Here is a 19,210-nt window from a genome sequence, read left to right as displayed (position 1 = left end):
GCACCCTCGGCGGCTACGGCGTGAACGGGCGCTGATCGACGAAATCGGCGCCCGCGTTGATCGTGAACAGGTTCGGAACCTGGTCGGGCGGCATGATGTTCATGATCTGCCGGTGGAACTGCGAATACCCGGCGGTGAAGGTGCCGTTGCCCCAGACCTCGAGCAAGGACCCGGTGAACTGGCCGTTGACCGGCCCGTCATAGGACAGCTGCGAATCCTGGCAGCCGGACAGCAGCAGCACCCCCGCCCGGATATCGGCCCGCGCCTGCGGACCACTGAGCCGCTGGACGAACGAGTACAGCTGCCTGCGCCGCTTGTTGTCCTCGGTCTGCACATCGCGCGGCATCGCCTTGGGGCTGCCCGCGACGACGGTGAGCCCGGCCGGATCGGCGGCGCGCTCGGCCACGTCGATGATCGCCGCCCGTGCGTCGCGGGTGAACACGTCACGGACCACCGACCCGCTGTGACAGCTGTCCGAGCACACGACCACGCGCACACCCGCGGCGAACTGGCGCCACATCTGATACAGCTCGTCGTCGACGATCTGGCGATCGAAGGCCACCCAGGTCTCGTCCTGGCTGTCGTCCTCCTCGCCGTCGACATCCCAGGTCTGGCCACCGTGACCCGAATAGGTGATGAGCACGAGATCGCCGGGCTGCGCATTGTGCGCGAGCTGACCGATTTCGCCGATGATCGCGAAAGAGGTCGCCGCACTGTCGAGCAATTTCGTCGAGGTGGCGAATCCCTGTGCCGCGGCCAGCGCGGCCATGGAATTTGCATCGTTGACACAGCCGGCGAGAGCGCCGTCCCAGCCGTCGTACGCGGCGGGATCGACCCGATTCAATCCGATATGCAAGGAATATCCGGTCACTGTCGTTCCTCCATCTAGAGATATCGAACACCTCCGTGCCGAGAGCTTCGACACCACTCGATCTTCCTGCGGCCGTGCGGAACTCGATAGCGTGGCCGACTACTCGAATGCGCGAAACGAAAATCCGCGCGCGTAATGGGGTAGTGGATTACGCATTCGGACAGGCGGGCCGGCGCGCGACGATAGCTCCACACAGTAATTCCGTCGAGAAAGGACAGCGAAATGTTGGGAACGGATACGGAGGACGCGGTCGTGGCAGCGAGCGTGGATACCGAAGAAGAAGACGCGTTCGAGCCGGCGAAAAGCGGCTACGGTGCCGACGAGGCAGGCGTGCGGGCCATCGGTCAGACGAATATCACGTCGATTTTCTGGGCACAGAAGATTCTGCGCACACACGGCACCGGTGCGTGGGTATTCGGATTCCCGAGTGCCGATGTGCGGGCCGACAGCCAGGTCTCGGTCAGCCTGACCGAGATCGACACCAACGGCACCCCGTTCCTCGGGCCCGCCACCACTCAGGTCCTGAATGTGGTTCCGCATGCCGACGGCACCATGACCGTGCGCTATCACGTGGGGTGGAGCAGCAATATCAGGGTGCTGTTCAATTTCATCATCGCCAATTGAGCCGTGACGGTGCTCCCGCCAGCGCGGTGAGCACCTGCTCGGTTTTCGTATCGCCCGCCGCGATCGTGATGCCGAGCGCGTGTAGGGCTTCTTCGAGTGCGCGCTGCGCGTCGAGTGCGCGCAGATGCAGATCGACGGGCGAATCACCGTGTCGGGGTGTGACTTTCACCGACAACTCGACCAGATCGAGACCGGCGACGGCCCACCGCTCCACATCGGCGTGCTGATTCCCCACCGGTAGTCCCGTCCACCGCGCGGACGCGACCGGGCCCATCGCGCGCAGGTGATCGACCGCGACGCCGGGCGGCGTGCAGCTCACCAGGAACTGCCGCTGGGCCGAGTTCAGCGTGTCGGTGACATCGACACCGCCGGCAACGGCGGCGCGCAGGGACCCGGGGGACCGCTGGCTGATCGCCGAGGCCGACAGCATCCGTCGGCCGCCGGACCAATCGCTTTCGATGCGGTAGCGGATCCCCGGCTCGGTGAAGGGCGCCGCCCAGCGGCCCGTCAGCTGGGCGGCGTGGCACGGCCGCAGCTTGACGGTGAGATCGTCCTGTGCGCCGCTCCGCAACCGGATCACGATGCGGCTCGACAGCAGGGTGGGCGCGCCCGGCGAACCGGGGCGCAATGGTTCGGCGAACCAGATGTCGCGGGCGGTCGCGGCGGTGTCGCTACATCGCAGCCGCCGCAGTGCGGCCGCGACGTCCCCGTCGAGGTTCACTTTGATCTCGATCGGCGTGATCACCGGTGCCCCCTTTCGGTCGCTGTGACGGGTACTGCCCGCGGTGGGCGGGCGCCCTCGACCTCAGATTCGTCGATCGACCGGCGGCGGCGCGCGCGTAGTGCGCTACCCGATCAGGTCTCACAGGATGCGCATCGCCGACGACACCCCCCGATCGGCGACGCGCCGGGGCCGCGCGTAGTCGACTACTCGTGACAGGCCTGACCAGGTGTCGGAGACTGGATTCGATCGGTCCGGTAGGCGCCGAGTCGGTGCCATCCCGTGGAGGTTCTCGATGGTCGACGCACAGCAACAGTCACTGGTCACCCGCGCACTCGTCGCCGGCGCCGAAGCGCTCGACCGGCGGGTCGGCTGGTTCCGGTTGCCGACCCCGGTGGGGTTGGCCGTGCTGATCGGCCTGCGCAGCAGACTACGGTCCCGCAACCTCTTCGATACCGGCCCGCACCCGGCCGGGCCGCTGCCACCGGATGTCGCGGGCGAACACCAGGGCGCGCGCACCATCGACGGCACCTACAACAGTCCCGACGACCCGCGCGCGGGCTCGATCGGCTGCCGCTTCGGGCGCAACGTCCCCCTCGACCGCACCCATCCCGAGGATCCGGTGCGGATCATGGCACCCAACCCGCGCACGGTCAGCCGGAAACTGCTCACGCGCGAGGAATTCCAGCCCGCCACCACCCTGAATCTGCTCGCGGCCGCGTGGATCCAGTTCGAGGTACACGACTGGTTCGTCCACGACCCGGCCGAACACGAACCGTTCACCGTCACCCTGGACGACGACGATCAGTGGCCGCACCCCCCGATGACGATCCCACGAACGGCGACAGTGCCCGCCCCCGATCCAGAAGGTGCGCCGACCTACGTCACCGGCGAGACCCACTGGTGGGACGCCTCCCAGATCTACGGCAGCACAGCCGAATTCGCCGCGTCCCTGCGCTCTGGCAAGCACGGCCAGCTCGTGATCGACGAACTGGGTCTGCCACCGCTGGACGCCGAACGCCTGGTGGCGCTCGCGCCCGCGGCGGCCAATGCCTGGGTCGGCCTCGCCCTGCTGCACTCGCTGTTCCTGCGCGAACACAACGCGATCTGCTCCCGCCTGACCCGGCGCTATCCCGACATGGACGACCAACAGCTCTACGACACCGCGCGACTGGTCAATTCCGCGCTGATCGCGAAGATCCACACCGTCGACTGGACCCCGGCGATCATCGCCCACCCCACCACGGTCGTGGCCATGCGCGCCAACTGGTTCGGGCTGCTGGGGGAGCGGTTGTCGCGGCGCTTCGGCACGCTCCTCGACAACGAAGTGCTGTGTGGCATACCGGGTTCCACGCACGACGACAGCGGGGTGGGGTATTCGCTCACCGAGGAGTTCGTCGCGGTCTACCGCATGCATCCGCTGATCCCCGACGAACTCCTCGTCCGCAGCCTCGCCGACGACACCGTGCTGGCCGAGCACACCCTCCCTGAGCTCGGCGTCGCCCACATCCGCGAACGCCTCGCCGAGACCCCGATGGACACCCTGCTCTACTCCTTCGGCCGAGCCAACCCCGGCGCGCTGACCCTGCACAACTACCCCGCACACCTGCAACACCTCGAGCGCCCCGGCCAACCACCCCTCGACCTCGCGACGGTCGACATTCTGCGGGTCCGCGAGCGAGGTGTGCCGCGCTACAACGAGTTCCGGCGCCAACTGCGGCTGCCGCCGGTCACCTCCTTCGGCGAACTCACCGACGACCCGCGCTGGGCGCGCGAACTCGAACAGGTCTACGGCGACGTGGACGACGTCGACCTGATGATCGGCCTCTACGCCGAACCCAAACCGCCCGGTTTCGGCTTCAGCGACACCGCCTTTCGCGTGTTCGTGCTGATGGCGTCGCGGCGGCTGTCGGCCGACCGGTTCTTCACCACCGACTTCCGGCCCGAGGTCTACACCGAGGCCGGCATGGCCTGGGTGCGCGACACCACGATGCGCAGCCTGCTGCTGCGCCATTTCCCGACCCTGGCGCCCGCGCTCGACGGCGTCGCGAATCCGTTCGCCCCGTGGAGGAGTCAGCGATGAGCTACCTGCGCTACCGCCCCGACCTGGAACAGCCGCGCCCCGACGAAGAACGCGACATCGACAGGATCATCGCGGTGCTGCGCGACAACAACGAACGCGCCTATCGCAAGTACAAGCGTGGCCTGCGTGACGCGCACGCCAAGAGCCACGGCATCCTGCGCGGCGAACTGACGGTGCCCGCGGGCCTGCCACCCGAGCTGGCGCAGGGCATGTTCGCCACCCCCGCCACCTATCCGGTGATCGCACGCTTGTCGAGCACGTCCGGAGTGATCCGCAGCGATCAACTGCGCGGGGTGCGCGGACTGGGAATCAAAGTGCTCGGTGTGCACGGGCCACGCGCACTGCCCGACGACGAGGCGACCACCCAGGACTTCATCATGGTCACCCACCGCGAATTCCTCTTCGCCGACGCGCACGCGTACCTCACCAAGGGCATGCCGACCGCCTGGGCGCTGGCCCGGCTCCCGGATCTGGCCCTGCGTGCGGGCAGCGACCTCGTCGCCGCGCTGAACACCCACGTCCTGCGCCGGATCGGGCGCAGCGTGCCACCGAATCTCGGTGTCTTCGTCGCGCCCAATACCCACATCCTCGGCGAGACGTTCTTCACCTCGGCGCCGCTGCGCTTCGGGGACTACGTCGCTAAGCTGCTCTACGCGCCTGTGTCGCCGGAAGTCGTTGCGCTGCAAGGTCAACCGGTCGACCCCGACGCGGGTGTCAACGCGCACCAGGATCTGATCGTCGACTTCTTCGCCGGGCACAGCGCCACCTACGAACTGCGCGCCCAACTGTGTACCGACATCGCCACGATGCCGATCGAGGACGCGACCGAGCCGTGGCCGGAGGACGAGTCGCCGCACCGGACGATCGCGACCATCCGCTTCGACGTGCAAGATCCCTACACCCCACAGCGGCGTGCCTACGGCGACGACGTGCTTTCGTTCAACTCCTGGCGTGGCCTGGACGCGCACCGGCCACTGGGTTCGATCAACCGGCTCAAGCAGCGGGTGTACGAGGCATCGAGCAACTACCGCCACGACGTCAACAACGCGCCGCGCGTCGAGCCACGCGACGCCACCGAGCTCCCGCCATGATCACCATGCCGCTTCACCCGCGTGCCGACCGGCCGATTCGTTGTGACGACGGCGGAGGAGAACTACACTTTTCACGCATGGCCGGACTCTGGCAGCTGCTCGATCGTCCCGCCGAATACGACGCCGTCCGTGCGGCTTTGACGAATCCGGACGCCGGTGGCGTGATCCTGGTCGGTGCCGCGGGCGTCGGCAAGACCACCCTCGCCCGGCTGGTCACCGCGACGTTGTCCGAACCGGTGCGCTGGGTGGCGTGCACCGCCTCGTCCCAAGCCATTCCGCTCGGTGCGTTCGCGCCATGGATCGCCGCCTCGGCATCGCGCGATCCGCTCGCACTGCTGCACTCGGCCAGGGAGAACGTGCTCGCCCAGCCGGACACGGTGATCGGCGTCGACGACGCGCACCTGCTCGACACCCTCTCCGCGACGCTGGTGCACCAGATCGCCGTCGACCACCGCGCCCGCATCATCGCCACCGTCCGCACCGGTGAGCCGCTGCCCGACGCGGTCACCGCACTGTGGAAAGACGGCTACCTCGAGCGAATCGAGTTGGCGCCGTTCACCAGAACCCAGTGCACCGAGATCGTCGAAACCGTGCTCGGCGGCACCTTGGAGGGGCTCAGCGCCGACGTGATGTGGGAATCCTCGGGCGGCAACCCGCTGTTCCTGCGCAATATGGTCGAGGGCGGTGTCGAGGCCAGCACCCTGACCGATGTCAACGGCGTCTGGCAGCTGCGCGGGCCCACCGCGGTGCCCTCGGGCCTGGTCGAGCTCCTCGACGAGCGGTTGAGCCGGGCGGGTGCGCCCGTACTCGACGTGCTGGAAACCCTCGCCGTGCACGAACCGCTCGACATCGACATCCTCAGCGAACTCGTCGGCACCGCCGCCGTGGACGCGGCCGAGGCCACCGGCCTGATCCGGGTCACGAGCCACAACGGGGTCGTCGATGTCCGGTTCAGCCACCCCCTGCTCGGTGAAGTGGTCCGCTGCCGCGTCGGTACGGCGGCCGCGCGCACCCGGCGCGGACGTCTCGTCGAGACCCTGCAGGACCGGGACCTGAGCACACCCGCGCACCGGATCAGGCTGGCGCGGCTGTGCGTGGACAGTGATCAGCCGATCGACATCGTCCTGCTGATCGACGCCGCCAAGGACGCGGTGTCGCTGGCGAATCTGCCACTGGGCGAACGGCTCGCGCGCGCCGCGTGCGAACGAGGCGGTGGGCTGCGCGCGGCCGAACTGCTGTCCAGGGCGCTGCTGTGGCAGGGCAGGCCGCAGCACGCCGACGAGATCCTGGCCCGCTTCGATCCCGACCGCCTCGACCCGCTGCAACTGGTCCAGTGGGGCCTGGTGCGGGCGAGTCTGCGGTTCTGGTCCCTTGGCGATGTCGACCATGCCCGCGAGCTGATGGCGATATTGCGCGCCCGCGTGGAGCATCCGGCCCTGCGCCTGACCGTCGATGCCGCCGCAGCCGCGATGGCGGTGCACGAAAACGACCTCGCCGTCGGTATCGAGGCGGCCGAGCGCGTGATCGCCGACCCGAATTCACCGCGTCAGGCCGTCGATTTCGCCGCGTTCGCTTTGGGTTTGGCGTTGCCGGTGGCCGGGCGCGGCGCTGACTTCGCGCCGATCGCCGCCCGCAGTCGTGCGCAGCAGAAGTCGACCGACGGGCTCATCCGGGTGATGGTCCGCTACGGCGACGTCCTCGCGCTGACTGCCATCGGCGACCTCGATCTCGCCGAACGCCGGGCCACCGAATACCGGGAGTTCTCCTCGGCGGGCCAGTTCGTCGGTTGGGCGATCGCGCGTATCGCCGACGGGGTCGTTGCCACCTATCGCGGCCGGTTCCGCGAAGCGATCACCGCCTTCGAACAGGCGCTGGCCGCGCTCAACGCCGAAACCTCGCTGCCGTGGAAGCTGCCCGCACGGCTACTGCTGGCCCGCGCCTACGCGGCACTGGGCGAGGTCGAACACGCCGAACGAGTCCTCGGTGACGCCGACGAACACAGCGGACCCCACATGGCCCTGCACGAACCGCAGCGGATCATCGCGCGCGCCTGGCTGGCCGCCGCCGAACACAGCGCGCACTCGGCGGTCGACCTGGCCCGCAAGGCCGCCGACCTGGCCCACAGCGCCGGTCAATACGCCGTGGAAGCCGAGGCACTGCACCACGCCACTCGATTCGGCGACCGCACCCTCGCCACCCGCCTCGCCACCGTCGCCGCCCGCGTCCAGGGACCGGTCGCGGCGATCTACGCCCGTCACGCGGCGGCCCTCGCCGATGCCGACACCGGCGCCCTGGAAGCGGTCAGCCACGAGTTCGAGGCCGCGGGTCTGCTGCTGTCCGCCGCCGATACCGCCGCGCAGACCGTGCCGATCCACGATCACGCCGGTCAGCGCCGACCCAGCGCCCAGGCCGCCGCCCGCGCCGTGGCCATGGCCGCCCGCTGCGACGGCGCAGGCACCCCCGCCATCACCGCGGCGGCCCGGCCACTGCCGATCACCGAACGCGAACGCGAGATCGCCGCCCTGATCGGCCGCGGCCTGTCCAACCGCGCGATCGCCGAGCGCCTCTGCGTCTCGGTCCGCACCGTCGAAGGTCACATCTACCGGGCCTGCATCAAACTCGACGCCACCGATCGCGAGCAGCTCGCCGACCTCATCTAGTCAGCTCATCGGCTCGGCTCGGGCAACTGGCATTCGTTCACCCTCGGGTTCGCACCGAGGTAGTTGAGTGGGCCCGCGAGCGCGGTGAGCCCGATCGTGCCCCAGTCGCCGCAGTTGACCGGGGTGTCGGTGAAATAGTCGCGCTGCACGGCGGCCAGCAGCCCGGCCCCGAACCACACCACCATCAGCACTGACAGCAGGAATTGCGCGGTTTGGTGGCGTGGCCGGGCGCGGATCTCCCTGACTTCGCGAATGTGTCGATCCCGTCGGTTCCGCCGGCCACGCATCGTCATCGATCGCACCTTCCCGCTCCTGGACGCCGCCACGACACGCGCGAGGTTTGCTCCCTCAACAGTGCAGCCCGGCAACCGCCCAGTCAATGGTTGGTGCGAGTTTCGGTCAGGCAGGCACGGGTTGCTCGCCGACGGCCTCGGCGCGCAAACTCCCCAGCAATTTGGTGAGCTTGCGCGAGACGCTCATCTGCGAGACGCCGAGGCGTTCGGCGATCTCGCCCTGGGAGAGCGTTTCGTAGAACCGCCAGATCAGCAGTTGCCGGTCCTCCGGGGGCAGCTGGGCCAGCAGGGGCGCGACGGTGATCGTGTCCTCGGTGAGGCGGTAGCGCGGATCCTCGGCGCCGAAGGTGTCGGCGATGGTCATGCCGGGATCGCCCTCGCTGTCGCGCGCCGGGGTGTCGAGGCTGCGCGTCTGGAACGCGTTGGCCGCCACCAGGGTTCGGGTGACATCGGTGACCGATACGTCGAGTTCTTCGGCGAGTTCGGCGGCGGTGGGGGAGCGCAGGAGCCGACGGCTCAACTCGTCGGTCGCCGTGCGCACCTTGCCCTGCAGTTCCTTCTCCCGGCGCGGCACGTGCAGCGGCCAGAGGTGGTCGCGGAAGTGCCTGCGCACCTCACCCATGATGGTGGGCACCGCGAAGCCCAGGAAGGGGGAGCCAGTGGTGACGTCGTAGCGGTCGACGGCCATGACAAGGCCGAGTCGCGCGGTCTGGAGCAGGTCGTCGAACATCTCGCCGCGACCGGCGTATTTGCGTGCGATGTGCTCGGCCAGGGGTAGGCAGGTCTCGATGATCCGCGCCCGCACGACGGCGTGCTCGGGGCCGCGGGGGTCGGTGAGCGCCCAGTGGGCGAACAGCGGTTCGGCGTTTTCGTAGGTCCTGTTGTGGGTGGTCTGGGACATGTCAGCTCCTGGCCTTCGAGTAACCTGCTCACCGGTTGTCGGGCAAGCGAACCTAAAAGCTGTGTGGGCCGAGCATTCTGAAGGTCATCAGCATTGCCACGCCAAGGCTGCCGGCGCCGAGGATCGCGGCGGGCAGCGATCCGGTCAGCGCGGTCAGGCCGAAGAGGAAGAACACGCAGGTGGCCAACATGATGGTGGTGCTGGTCAGATCCATGCTCGGCGTACTCGTTGTCCGATTACGTGAGGTGGTCATAGATCTAGGGTTCACCGCCGCGACGGTTATTAAACCGTTATTGGTCGACAGGGGTTGACACGGCGGCAATTTCGGAATTAGATGTTTAACCCATCACGAAATGGGAAATATCAATTCAGGTCGCGTACGCGCAGGTCGCGCGCGAGATGATCCCGTTGTTCGATGACCAGGCGGCGCAACGCGCTGGGCGCGTCCGCATTCGCCGCGAGCCACCGATCCACCCCGTCGAGAGTGTCGGCGGCGGGGAAGAGTCCGACCACGATGCGGCGGGCGATCTCGATGCTGTGGGTGTCCCACACCGTGCGCAACGCCGCGAAGTACTCGTCGTCGTAGGGGGCGATCAGGTCGCGGTGGGGGCCCGCGCGGAATCCGTCGATGGTGGCGTCGAGGTGGTCGTTGGTCAACGTGGTGTCGCCGAGCGCGCAGTCCCAGGCTGCGGCTTTGACTTCCGCGTCCGGACGCGCGGCGAGTGCGCGCCGGTGGGCGGTGCGGCCGGAGGCGGTGTCGTCGCGTTCGAGTTCGGTGTCGAGGTCGTCGGCTTTCGCCGCGCCGGTCGCGGCGAGTGCGGTCCACAGTGCCCAGCGCAGATCGGGGTCCATGGCCAAGCCCTCCGGTGCCTTGTCGAGCAGGATCGCCCGGATGTCGTCGGCGCGGCTGTTGTCGACCGTCGCGGCGGCCGCCGTCGCTCGTGCCAACGCCAGCTGTGCGCCGGAGCCCGGTGCGGACGAATGCAGTGTGGCCCAGCAGGATTCGAGCCACTCGCCACGCCACCGGTCACGCGCTTGCGCGGGCAGATAGTGGGCGATAGTGAACGACGCGTTCGCCAGGACGGCGGTCAGCAGCGCCATGTTCGTTTCGGTGGGCGCGAACTCGCGAGCCATCGCCAGGTAGCGTTCGGCGGCCAGTTCGCCGTCGCGGGTGGCGTTCCACAGCGCCGACCAGATCAGGCCGCGGGCCAGTGGGTCGCTCACCCGGTTCAGTGAATGCTCTACGGTGGCAAGTGAATCCGCGTCAAGGCGAACCTTGGCGTAGGTGAGGTCGCCGTCGTTGAGCAGCCGCAGTGGGGCGGGGGCGAGGTCGACCGGCGTGCGTTCGTCGACGATGTCGAGTTCCACGCGCTCGCGAAGCACCAGGTCGCCCGCGGTGTCGAAGTCGTAGAGGCCGATGGCGAGCCGGTGTGGGCGCGGATCGGTTTGCACGATCGCACCGTCTTCGAGGGTCAGCGTGGACATCCCGGTCGTCTGCAACCAGGCGCGCGCCCAGCCCGCCAGGTCCCGGCCGGAATCCGCCGACAATTCGGTCAGCAGATCATCGAGGGTCGTATTGCCGAAAGCGTGTGTCCGGAAATACCGGCGCACGCCGGAGAAGAATTCGTCCCTGCCGACATAGGCGACCAATTGTTTGAGCACGCTGGCGCCCTTGGCATAGGTGATGCCGTCGAAATTGAGTTTGGCCGCCTCGAGATCGGTGATGTCGGCGACGATCGGATGGGTGGTCGGCAGCTGATCCTGCAGATACGCCCACGCCTTGCGGCGGTTCGCGAACGCGACCCAGGCATCGGTCCACTCGGTGGCCTCGGAGCTGGCCAGTGCGCCCATGTAGTCGGCGAAGGATTCCTTGAGCCACAGGTCGTCCCACCACACCATCGTGACGAGATCGCCGAACCACATGTGCGCCATCTCGTGCAGGATCGTGTTGGCCCGGCCCTCGTACTGCGCGGCAGTGGCGGCGCCACGGAACACGTAGGCCTCGGTGAAGGTGACCAGGCCGGGGTTCTCCATCGCGCCCAGGTTGTATTCGGGCACGAACACCTGGTCGTACTTGCCCCACGGATACGGGTAGGCGAAGTGCTCGGCGAAGAAGTCCAGGCCCTGCTTCGTCACCTCGAAGATCGTATCCGCGTCCAGATAGCGGGCCAGCGAAGCACGGCAGTAGATCCCGAGCGGAATGGTGAGTTCGCCTCGCGCCCAAGAGGACTCGAGGCGATGGTACGGGCCCGCCGCGATCGCGGTGATATAGGTCGAAATCGGCAAGGTGGGGGAGAACACGACGTTCTGTGTCACGCCATTGTTCTGGATCGCCGCGAACGGCCGATTCGACATCACCTCCCAGCCCGCGGGCGCACTCACCGCGAATGTGAACGGCGCCTTCATATCCGGCTGTTCGAAGCAGGCGAAAACCCGCCGCGCGTCCGCGGGCTCGTACTGCGTGTACAGGTAGGTCTGACCATCCACCGGATCGAGGAACCGGTGTAGCCCCTCGCCCGACCGGCTGTAGGCACCGGTACCCCGCACGACAACCAGATTCGACGCCGCCAACCCACCGACATGGATCCGGGCCCCGTCATAGACAACCGGAACCTGTTCACCGTTCACCGTCACCGATTCCACGCCGAGCCCGATGAAATCGAGCCACGTCTGCTCGACACTCGCATCGAATTCGACAGTGGTCGTCGTCTCGAAACCCTCGCGGGTCTGATCCGGCGCCCCCCTCAGATCGAGTTCGACCGAGTAGGCACGGACGGTGACCGCGGCGGATCGCGCGGCGGTCTCGGAGCGGCTCAGGTTCGCGGAGTTCACACCCCGATCCTGCCAGCCCGACCTACTCCACGGTGACGCTCTTGGCGAGGTTGCGCGGCTTGTCGACGTCGCGGCCGAGGGCGAGGGCGGTGTGGTAGGCGAGTAGTTGCAGGGGGATGGTCAGGAGCATGGGGTCCAGTTCCGGGGCGACGCGGGGGACTCGGATCACTTCGTCGGCCGCGTTCGGGGGCAGGTCGGCGTTGGTGACGGCGATGACCGGGCCGCCGCGGGCCTTGATCTGTTCGATGGTGCTGAGGTTCTTGGCGAGGAGTTCGTCGTCGGGGACGATCACCACGCTCGGCATTTCCGGGTCGATCAGCGCGAGCGGGCCGTGCTTGAGCTCGGAGGCCTGGTAGGCCTCGGCGTGCACATAGGAAACCTCTTTGAGCTTCTGGGCGCCCTCACGGGCGACCGGCCACGCCCGCACCCGTCCGATGAAGAACATGCTGCGGGCCTTGGCGTACCGGTGCGCGATCTCGGCGATGGCGTCCTCGTCGGTGAGAACCTGGTCGATGGCGTCGGGTAGCGCGCGCAGGCCCTCGACGATGCGGTTGCCGTCGGCGGCCGAGAGGTCGCGGACCCGGCCGAGCAGCAGGGCCAGCATCGTGAACGACACGGTCATATTGGTCAGCGCCTTGGTCGAGGCGACCGAGATCTCCGGGCCCGCGTGCAGGAATACCCCCGCCCCGCACTGGCGAGCGATCGCGCTGCCCACCGCGTTGACGGCACCGATCACCCGGCCACCCTTGCGCTGCAACTCCTGCACGGCGGCGAGGGTGTCGAGGGTTTCGCCGGACTGGCTGATCGCGACATACAGCGCGTCGGGGTCGACGACCGGATTGCGGTACCGGAACTCCGACGCGGGCTCCGCGACCGCGGGGATCCGGGCCAGTTCCTCGACGAGTTGCGCGCCGAGCTGGCCGGCGTAATAGGCCGAGCCGCAGCCGAGGAACACGACCTTGCTGATGCTGCGCAACTCGCGGGCGTCCATGTTCAGCCCGCCGAGATGCGCGGTGGCGAACCGGTCGTCGAGGCGGCCACGCAGTGCTCGGCGCACCGCCTCGCTCTGTTCGGCGATCTCTTTGCGCATGAAGTCCGGGAAGCCGCCGAGCGCGTAGTCCTCGGCCACCATGTCGATCGTGGTCGGGGTCTTGTCGGTCTGCTCGGAGTCGACTCCCAGTGTGCTGGTACGGAATTCGCCTTCGCGGACGGTGGCCAGTTCGCCGTCGTCGAGGAACACCACGCGCTGGGTGTGATGGACAAGCGCGGCGACATCGGAGGCCACGAACATCTCGCCGTCACCCACGCCGAGAACGATCGGGCTGCCGTTGCGCGCTACTACCAGCTCGGCCGGGCGGCGCGCGTCCAGGACCAGCAGACCGTAGGTGCCCCGAATGCGGTGCAGCGCGACGCGCACGGCGTCCTCGAGGGATTCGGCGTCCTCGATCTCGCGGGCGATCAGGTGCGCGATCACCTCGGTATCGGTGTCGGAGACCAGGTCGATGCCGAGCGCGGTGAGCTCGGCCCGCAGCTGTTCGGCGTTCTCGACGATACCGTTGTGCACCACCGCGATGCGTCCGCTCGCATCGGTGTGGGGATGGGCGTTGGCGTCACTCGGCTCGCCGTGGGTGGCCCAGCGGGTGTGCGCGATCCCGACCGTGCCACGCAGGACGGTGGTGTCGGTCTTGTCGCGCAGGTCCTGCACCCGGCCCTGGGTTTTGCAGACACGCACCTTCCCTCGATGCGGCAGCGCCAAGCCTGCCGAGTCGTAACCGCGGTACTCGAGCCGGTGCAGGCCCTCCAGCAGCACCGGAACGGCTTGGCGGTGACCGATGTATCCGACGATTCCACACATGGCGTGAACCCCTTACCCGTAGACGATGCGACGTAGTTGCCGTTCGGTGAAGGGCGGGGCCGCGACCGGCCGCTGGGCGAGTTCGGCTTCTAGCTGTCGCCAGATCTCGGCATTGCGCATCTCCCGCGCCTGCAGCTCGGCGTGCCTGCGTCGGACGAACTGCTCGGCCGTCTCGTCGAAGTAGCCGACGATATCGGCGACAACCCGGGCGGCCACACGTTCGGGTAAGCCGGTGGACGCCACTACGTAGCGGACCAGCTCGGTTGATGCCCCGTCGTTCACCCGGACGATCATGCCTCGCCGGATCGGGTTCGCCAACTTCCCTGCCCGAATTCGGGCAGAAACCGGTATGGAACGGCTCGACGGCGACCTGGGCAGGTGTGCAGTGGACGCAATTCGTGCACCCGATGCCGATGCTGTTATCGCCTTGTGAGGTGTGAGCCGAGACTTGCGGACAATTTGCTGGGAGGCTGACAGGAGGCACGACAGGCTGCGCATCCGAGTGGAGGTTGTGGTGAGGCGACGAATGGGTGGCGCATTCAGTGATCGGCTCTATTTCGCGGGCCCGGCCCCGGCATCCGAGGTTGCCGGGGGTCGACCCGAATATGTGGTCGACGCGGCCATCGTGACGATCGCCGAAGAGATCGTGCGAACAGGTTTCGATGCTGAAGATACCGTGCATCAGCGGTTGCGCAGATTCTGTGCCCACGCGAAAGCCGAAGGGGCCATGGTGAATTGCCTGCTCGGCGCGGCCACTTCGGTCGAGGATGGTGGCGTGGTTCCGTTTGTCGGCCGGGTGGTCGGCAGGCTCGGCCATGCGGAGTTGTTGTTCGATCTCGCGCTCGGCGAATCCGGTATCGACCCGTTCGACGGGAATCCGGTGCGGAATATGGTGGGGCCGGGCACGATGACCGAGCTGGATTTCGAATTCGTCATCGCGCAGGTGAGTGAACTGGTCGATAGCTTGATGCTGCCGAATTATCTCGCATTGCTGGAATGGCGTGATCTCACCGGCGAGGCGCCGCGCTCCCGCCGCCCCGAGCAATCGGCCGCACTGCTCTACGAATTGAACGAACGGCTCACCCCGGTTCTCGGCGAGATGCCGCTGGCCTGGCTGTTGCTGCACTACGCGGAGTTCGGGGTCGCGCCGCTGGCCGACTCGATCCATCGTGCGCTGCTGCGCACCAATGCCGCCGACGCCGTGTCCGCCGCCCGCACCGGGGCGGCTGCGCTCGCCGCGATGTCGTTCGTCTCCCCGTCGGCGAGGGTGGGTGATCTTCCGGTGGTGTCGCGCCGGCCGCGGCATCAGCCGACGCTGGTCACCGGCAATCACGTCATGGCCGATCTCGTGTGCGCGCTGTCGCGGTGCGATACCGCCAACGGCTGGCAGGCCGACGCCAAGCTGCTGCGCCCCGCCGACGCGCAGACGGTCGGCTGGCTGCTGGTCGAGGATCGCCGTCATCGACAGGAAACCCGGTGCGGGCGAGGCGATCTCATGGCCTCGGCGATCGGGCTGGAGATCATGCTCGGTGTCGACCACACGTCGGTTTCGGCCCCGTCGACGGCGCGGCAACCGTCGTCCACCGTGATCACCGCCGACCTGTTGCGCGTCCTGCGCCTGCCCTGGGACCAGATCCCGGACTCGGCCGACTACACCCCACGCCACCTCGACAGCGCCCTGCGTCTGGCCTGTTGCGCGATGGAGGCCATGGCCCCCGGCGACGAGGCCACCTCCGACATCCTGCGCCGCGCGGCCGACCGCGCGATCCCCGCCCTGAGCGCCCGCCCCGACCCGCCGATCTACCTCCAGGGCGCCCTGGCGCTCCTGGAAGCCTGGCACCACGGTGGCGCCCCGCGAACCCGGCCCCTCCTCGAAGCCACCCAACCCATCGCCCCCGTCGTCTTCACCACCCTCCTCCTACTCGCCGCAGCATTACTCGAAATGCTGGCCCAAGAATTCGACGCCGACGTCACCCACGTCCTCGACGCCCTCGAAACCCGCCTACGCGCCCGCGATCGGCTGTCGGAGTAGCGACGTCAGTTCAGGTAGGGGGTGAGTTGGGGGACGGCGTCGACGATGTGTTGGGCGACGATGGGTCGGCCGATGGGGGTGAAGGCCCAATCTTGTTGGATGCGGTGCAGTTTGCCGAAGACGATGCCGGTGTAGGCGCCCACTTCGGTGAGCTGGAGGCGGACCAGTTCGATACCGGTGACGTTGTCGACGATGCGGCAGAAGCCGTTGTCGATCTGGCTGAATCGTTGACCGGAGTAGGAGGTCACCAGGAACAAGATCGTGGTGACCTCGGGATCGAGGATCGTCAGATCCACTGCGATCACCTCGTTCTCGCCGTCGCCGTCACCGGTGACACTGTCGCCGTGGTGGCGCAGCGCACCATCGCGCGAGGTCAGCTGCTCGTGATAGGCGACGTCGGTGAAGTTGTCGCCGACGAACGCCAGCGCCGCCGCGTTGAGGTCGATGTCCTTGCTGGACAGGGCGGAGACGTCGGTGTCGCCCGCGGGATCCCAACCGAGGCCGAAGCTGACGTGGGCGAGAGATTCGGTCATGCGGTGCTCCTAGTCGAACGGTCGATCCCGCAGCACCGAGACAGTGCCGACCCGAGCCACGCTACCGACGGACTGCCCGGCCTGCCCGCGGGTAAACACCGCGCGGGACTACCGTGACCCGATGAGCGCACGCTTCGAAGAACTCGGCTGGCGGAAGACCCCGATCGGCGAGATCAGTCTGCGGCGGCGATTCGACCCGACCGTGCGCGCCGATGTCTACGAGGTGAAACTCGACGACGAATATCTCATGTCGAGCTTGTTCACCGTCGCCGAACGGGAGCTGTCGCACCTGGGCTTGGCCCGGACACCCGGCACCGAGCTGGACGTGGTCGTCGGCGGCCTCGGGTTGGGCTACACCGCCCGAGAAGCCTTGGTGGATCGGCGAATTCGCGAACTCACCGTCATCGAGTATTCCGACGCGGTGATCGACTGGCACCAGCGCGACCTGCTGCCCGACACCGCCGGCCTGGCAGCCGACAACCGGGTCGAGCTGGTCTGCGCGGACTTCTTCGCCGCCGCCACCGGACTGATCGGATTCGACCCTGCCCACCCCGGCCGACGGTACGACGCGCTGCTCCTCGACATCGACCACTCACCGCGCCACGTCCTGCACGGCCCGAACGCCGCGTTCTACACCGCCGACGGCATGCGCGCGGTCGCGAACCACCTCGTCGACGGTGGCACCTTCGCGATGTGGTCCGACGACGCCCCCGATGACCAGTTTCGCGCGGTCCTCGAAACTGCTTTCATCGACGTCGAAGCCCAGCGCATCGTGTTCGACAACCCGCTGACCCGAGGGCAGTCCGGCGCCACGATCTACCTCGCCACCCGCCCCGACCGCACTCGGGACACAGGCCATGAACAGGCGATATGTGACTAGGAACAACAACGAGGCGAATTGATTGCCATCGGCGTCGGCGGGAGCGATCGTAAGTATCTGGGAGGAGTCGTCCCACACACCGAATCTCCGGCGATCGCCTCATGGTCGGCCGATTCGGGATCGAGCTTTTCGGATTCGACATCGGAGTCAGGATGAACAGCTTGCTCGAAAGCCATCGCGGATGGGTCGCAGATATCTTCGCGGATGGGTTGTACGGACGCAGCGACGCTGCCACTCCGCAGTCGACGGTCGCGATCGACGACCGCCCACTGCCCGCTGAGGATCGGCGCACACGCCGCCCGGAGGAGGTGATCGGGTGGCGGGCACTGTGTTCCTGCGGCAACTGGCACGGTCGAACCTGGCTACGCACCGACCGATTCGCTGACCACGCCCCTTCCGCCCGCGTCCTGCACTGCGCCACCGGCCGCCTCGACCCCGACCTGGCCCGTGCGGTCCTTGCGGAATGGGAATACCACCAGCTCGAGATGCAGGCGCTGATCCCGGTCCGGCTGGCATTCGAAGACACCGCCTCGGCGCAGCAGCGCCTGGTCGAAGCCGTCCGCTTCGTGCGCGCGTCGGGCGCATCGTGGGAAGCGGTCGCCCGCGTGATCAGCGCGCCCTCGGCAGATGCCGCCGAAAAGCGATTCAGTAACTGGACATCACCCGAGCACGCTGTGGCAGACCTCCGCATTCCGTAACTCCGAAGCGGCTGCGCACCTGGGCAGCCGCGTGATCGTCGATTTCGCTCAGCCTGAATTCAATGCTGGTCGCGGCCCGTTCCCGGTGGTTTCGTGTGACGAGATCGTCCGGGTTCGAGCGAAAGGCCTTCGTATGTCTGTCGAGGTGGTCAGGCTGGGTGCGCACATCGGTGCGCGGGTCGACGGGGTGCGACTCGGTGGCGACCTGGACGCGCGCACGGTGGCCGCCGTTCGTGCCGCGCTCGCCGAGCACAAGGTGATCTTCTTCCGCGGCCAACACCACCTGACCGAGGACGGCCAGTACGAGTTCGCCCGGCGGCTCGGCACCCCGACCACCCCGCACCCCACGGTCACCTCGGCCGGTGCGAAGAGCCTGGCCATCGACTCGCAGCAGACCCGCTCCAACGTCTGGCACACCGATGTCACCTTCGTCGATCGTGTGCCGAAGGCCTCGATCCTGCGCGCGGTCGCGCTGCCGAGCTACGGCGGGTCGACTACGTGGGCGTCGACGGTGGCCGCCTACAACTCGCTGCCGCAGCCGCTCGAGCGGCTCGCCGAGAGCCTGCGCGCGCGGCATTCGAACCGCTACGACTACGCCGCCGAGATCGAACAGCGACCGGCCGACACCGACCGCGACTACCGCCGCGAGTTCGAGTCGACCTATTTCGAGACCGAGCACCCCGTGGTGGAGGTGCATCCCGACACCGGCGAACGAGCCCTGTTGCTGGGCTGCTTCGTGAAGGAGATCGTCGGGGTGTCCAGCAGCGAATCACGCGCGCTGTTCCGTTTGTTCCAGGACCGGATCACCCGCCTCGAGCACACGACCCGCTGGAACTGGGAACTCGGTGACGTCGCGATCTGGGACAACCGAGCCACCCAGCACTACGCCATCGACGACTACGACGGCGGCGAACACCGCAGGCTCACCCGCATCACCCTCGCCGGCGAGGTTCCGGTGGGTGTCGACGGCACCACCAGCACCGTGCTCGCCGGCGACGCCGACCCGTACACGGCTGCCCCGCTCGAGCATGCGGCGTAACGACCACCTGGCGCGCTTCCCCGAATCGTTACCGCGGATCAATTATTCTTCGACGGCACATTCGTCCGATGATCCAGCGCGAACGGGTATCCGCCGA

General features: G+C 67.7%; 17 protein-coding genes. 8 read left to right on the top strand and 9 right to left on the bottom strand.

Annotation, left to right across the window (positions count from 1 at the left end):
- Window positions 1-13: 13 nt before the first annotated feature.
- Entirely contained in the window at window positions 14-871 is an 858-nt protein-coding gene (locus tag ACFWUP_RS14895; protein WP_379234460.1) for a caspase family protein, read from the bottom strand.
- 222 nt (window positions 872-1,093) lie between these two features.
- Between ACFWUP_RS14895 and ACFWUP_RS14890 the strand changes: the two genes are divergently transcribed.
- A complete protein-coding gene (locus ACFWUP_RS14890; RefSeq protein WP_379234458.1) occupies window positions 1,094-1,495 on the top strand; it encodes a hypothetical protein in 402 nt (133 codons plus the stop codon).
- Here the strand turns inward: ACFWUP_RS14890 and ACFWUP_RS14885 are convergent.
- On the bottom strand, window positions 1,482-2,240 hold the full coding sequence (locus ACFWUP_RS14885; RefSeq protein ID WP_379234456.1) for a hypothetical protein: 759 nt from the start codon (window positions 2,238-2,240) through the stop codon (window positions 1,482-1,484). The two genes, ACFWUP_RS14890 and ACFWUP_RS14885, sit on opposite strands and share 14 nt — an antisense overlap.
- A 271-nt stretch (window positions 2,241-2,511) precedes the next feature.
- Between ACFWUP_RS14885 and ACFWUP_RS14880 the strand changes: the two genes are divergently transcribed.
- From ACFWUP_RS14880 to ACFWUP_RS14870, 3 genes are all read left to right on the top strand, one after another.
- On the top strand, window positions 2,512-4,299 hold the full coding sequence (locus ACFWUP_RS14880) for a peroxidase family protein (protein WP_379234454.1): 1,788 nt from the start codon (window positions 2,512-2,514) through the stop codon (window positions 4,297-4,299).
- A complete protein-coding gene (locus ACFWUP_RS14875) occupies window positions 4,296-5,390 on the top strand; it encodes a catalase family protein (RefSeq protein WP_379234452.1) in 1,095 nt (364 codons plus the stop codon). The genes ACFWUP_RS14880 and ACFWUP_RS14875 overlap by 4 nt, the downstream gene beginning before the upstream one ends.
- Before the next feature lie 77 nt (window positions 5,391-5,467).
- Window positions 5,468-8,050, top strand: a complete 2,583-nt coding sequence (locus tag ACFWUP_RS14870) for a LuxR C-terminal-related transcriptional regulator (protein WP_379234450.1) — start codon at window positions 5,468-5,470, stop codon at window positions 8,048-8,050.
- Between the two features lie 5 nt (window positions 8,051-8,055).
- Here the strand turns inward: ACFWUP_RS14870 and ACFWUP_RS14865 are convergent, their stop codons facing one another.
- The 6 genes from ACFWUP_RS14865 to ACFWUP_RS14840 all read right to left on the bottom strand — a co-directional run bounded on the left by ACFWUP_RS14865 (window position 8,056) and on the right by ACFWUP_RS14840 (window position 14,213).
- Entirely contained in the window at window positions 8,056-8,343 is a 288-nt protein-coding gene (locus tag ACFWUP_RS14865) for a hypothetical protein (RefSeq protein ID WP_379234448.1), read from the bottom strand.
- 106 nt (window positions 8,344-8,449) lie between these two features.
- On the bottom strand, window positions 8,450-9,244 hold the full coding sequence (locus ACFWUP_RS14860; RefSeq protein WP_379234446.1) for a SigB/SigF/SigG family RNA polymerase sigma factor: 795 nt from the start codon (window positions 9,242-9,244) through the stop codon (window positions 8,450-8,452).
- 52 nt (window positions 9,245-9,296) lie between these two features.
- Window positions 9,297-9,497, bottom strand: a complete 201-nt coding sequence (locus ACFWUP_RS14855) for a hypothetical protein (protein WP_379234444.1) — start codon at window positions 9,495-9,497, stop codon at window positions 9,297-9,299.
- 110 nt (window positions 9,498-9,607) lie between these two features.
- Window positions 9,608-12,076 (bottom strand): aminopeptidase N, encoded by a 2,469-nt coding sequence (pepN, locus tag ACFWUP_RS14850; RefSeq protein ID WP_379234442.1) that lies wholly within the window; start codon window positions 12,074-12,076, stop codon window positions 9,608-9,610.
- Between the two features lie 22 nt (window positions 12,077-12,098).
- Entirely contained in the window at window positions 12,099-13,931 is a 1,833-nt protein-coding gene (gene glmS / locus ACFWUP_RS14845; protein ID WP_379234440.1) for a glutamine--fructose-6-phosphate transaminase (isomerizing), read from the bottom strand.
- A 12-nt stretch (window positions 13,932-13,943) separates the two neighbouring features.
- Entirely contained in the window at window positions 13,944-14,213 is a 270-nt protein-coding gene (locus ACFWUP_RS14840) for a hypothetical protein (protein ID WP_379234438.1), read from the bottom strand.
- A 232-nt stretch (window positions 14,214-14,445) separates the two neighbouring features.
- Between ACFWUP_RS14840 and ACFWUP_RS14835 the strand changes: the two genes are divergently transcribed.
- Complete coding sequence (locus ACFWUP_RS14835) at window positions 14,446-15,963, top strand: hypothetical protein (RefSeq protein WP_379234436.1); 1,518 nt, start codon at window positions 14,446-14,448, stop codon at window positions 15,961-15,963.
- Between the two features lie 5 nt (window positions 15,964-15,968).
- On the opposite strand, the gene ACFWUP_RS14830 is transcribed toward ACFWUP_RS14835, so the two are convergent.
- Window positions 15,969-16,496 (bottom strand): TerD family protein, encoded by a 528-nt coding sequence (locus ACFWUP_RS14830; RefSeq protein ID WP_379234434.1) that lies wholly within the window; start codon window positions 16,494-16,496, stop codon window positions 15,969-15,971.
- A 121-nt stretch (window positions 16,497-16,617) separates the two neighbouring features.
- On the opposite strand from ACFWUP_RS14830, the gene ACFWUP_RS14825 reads away from it, so the two are divergent.
- From ACFWUP_RS14825 to ACFWUP_RS14815, 3 genes are all read left to right on the top strand, one after another.
- Complete coding sequence (locus ACFWUP_RS14825; RefSeq protein WP_379234432.1) at window positions 16,618-17,376, top strand: spermidine synthase; 759 nt, start codon at window positions 16,618-16,620, stop codon at window positions 17,374-17,376.
- A gap of 152 nt (window positions 17,377-17,528) precedes the next feature.
- Window positions 17,529-18,074 (top strand): hypothetical protein, encoded by a 546-nt coding sequence (locus ACFWUP_RS14820; RefSeq protein WP_379234430.1) that lies wholly within the window; start codon window positions 17,529-17,531, stop codon window positions 18,072-18,074.
- Between the two features lie 133 nt (window positions 18,075-18,207).
- Window positions 18,208-19,113, top strand: coding sequence for a TauD/TfdA dioxygenase family protein (locus ACFWUP_RS14815; RefSeq protein ID WP_379234428.1), 906 nt, complete (start codon window positions 18,208-18,210; stop codon window positions 19,111-19,113).
- Window positions 19,114-19,210 lie beyond the last annotated feature (97 nt).

The organism is Nocardia sp. NPDC058658, from assembly GCF_042716665.1.
Classification (GTDB): Bacteria; Actinomycetota; Actinomycetes; order Mycobacteriales; family Mycobacteriaceae; genus Nocardia.
Note: the sequence above shows the minus strand (reverse complement) of the source record. Positions and strands in the feature narration are given on the sequence as shown.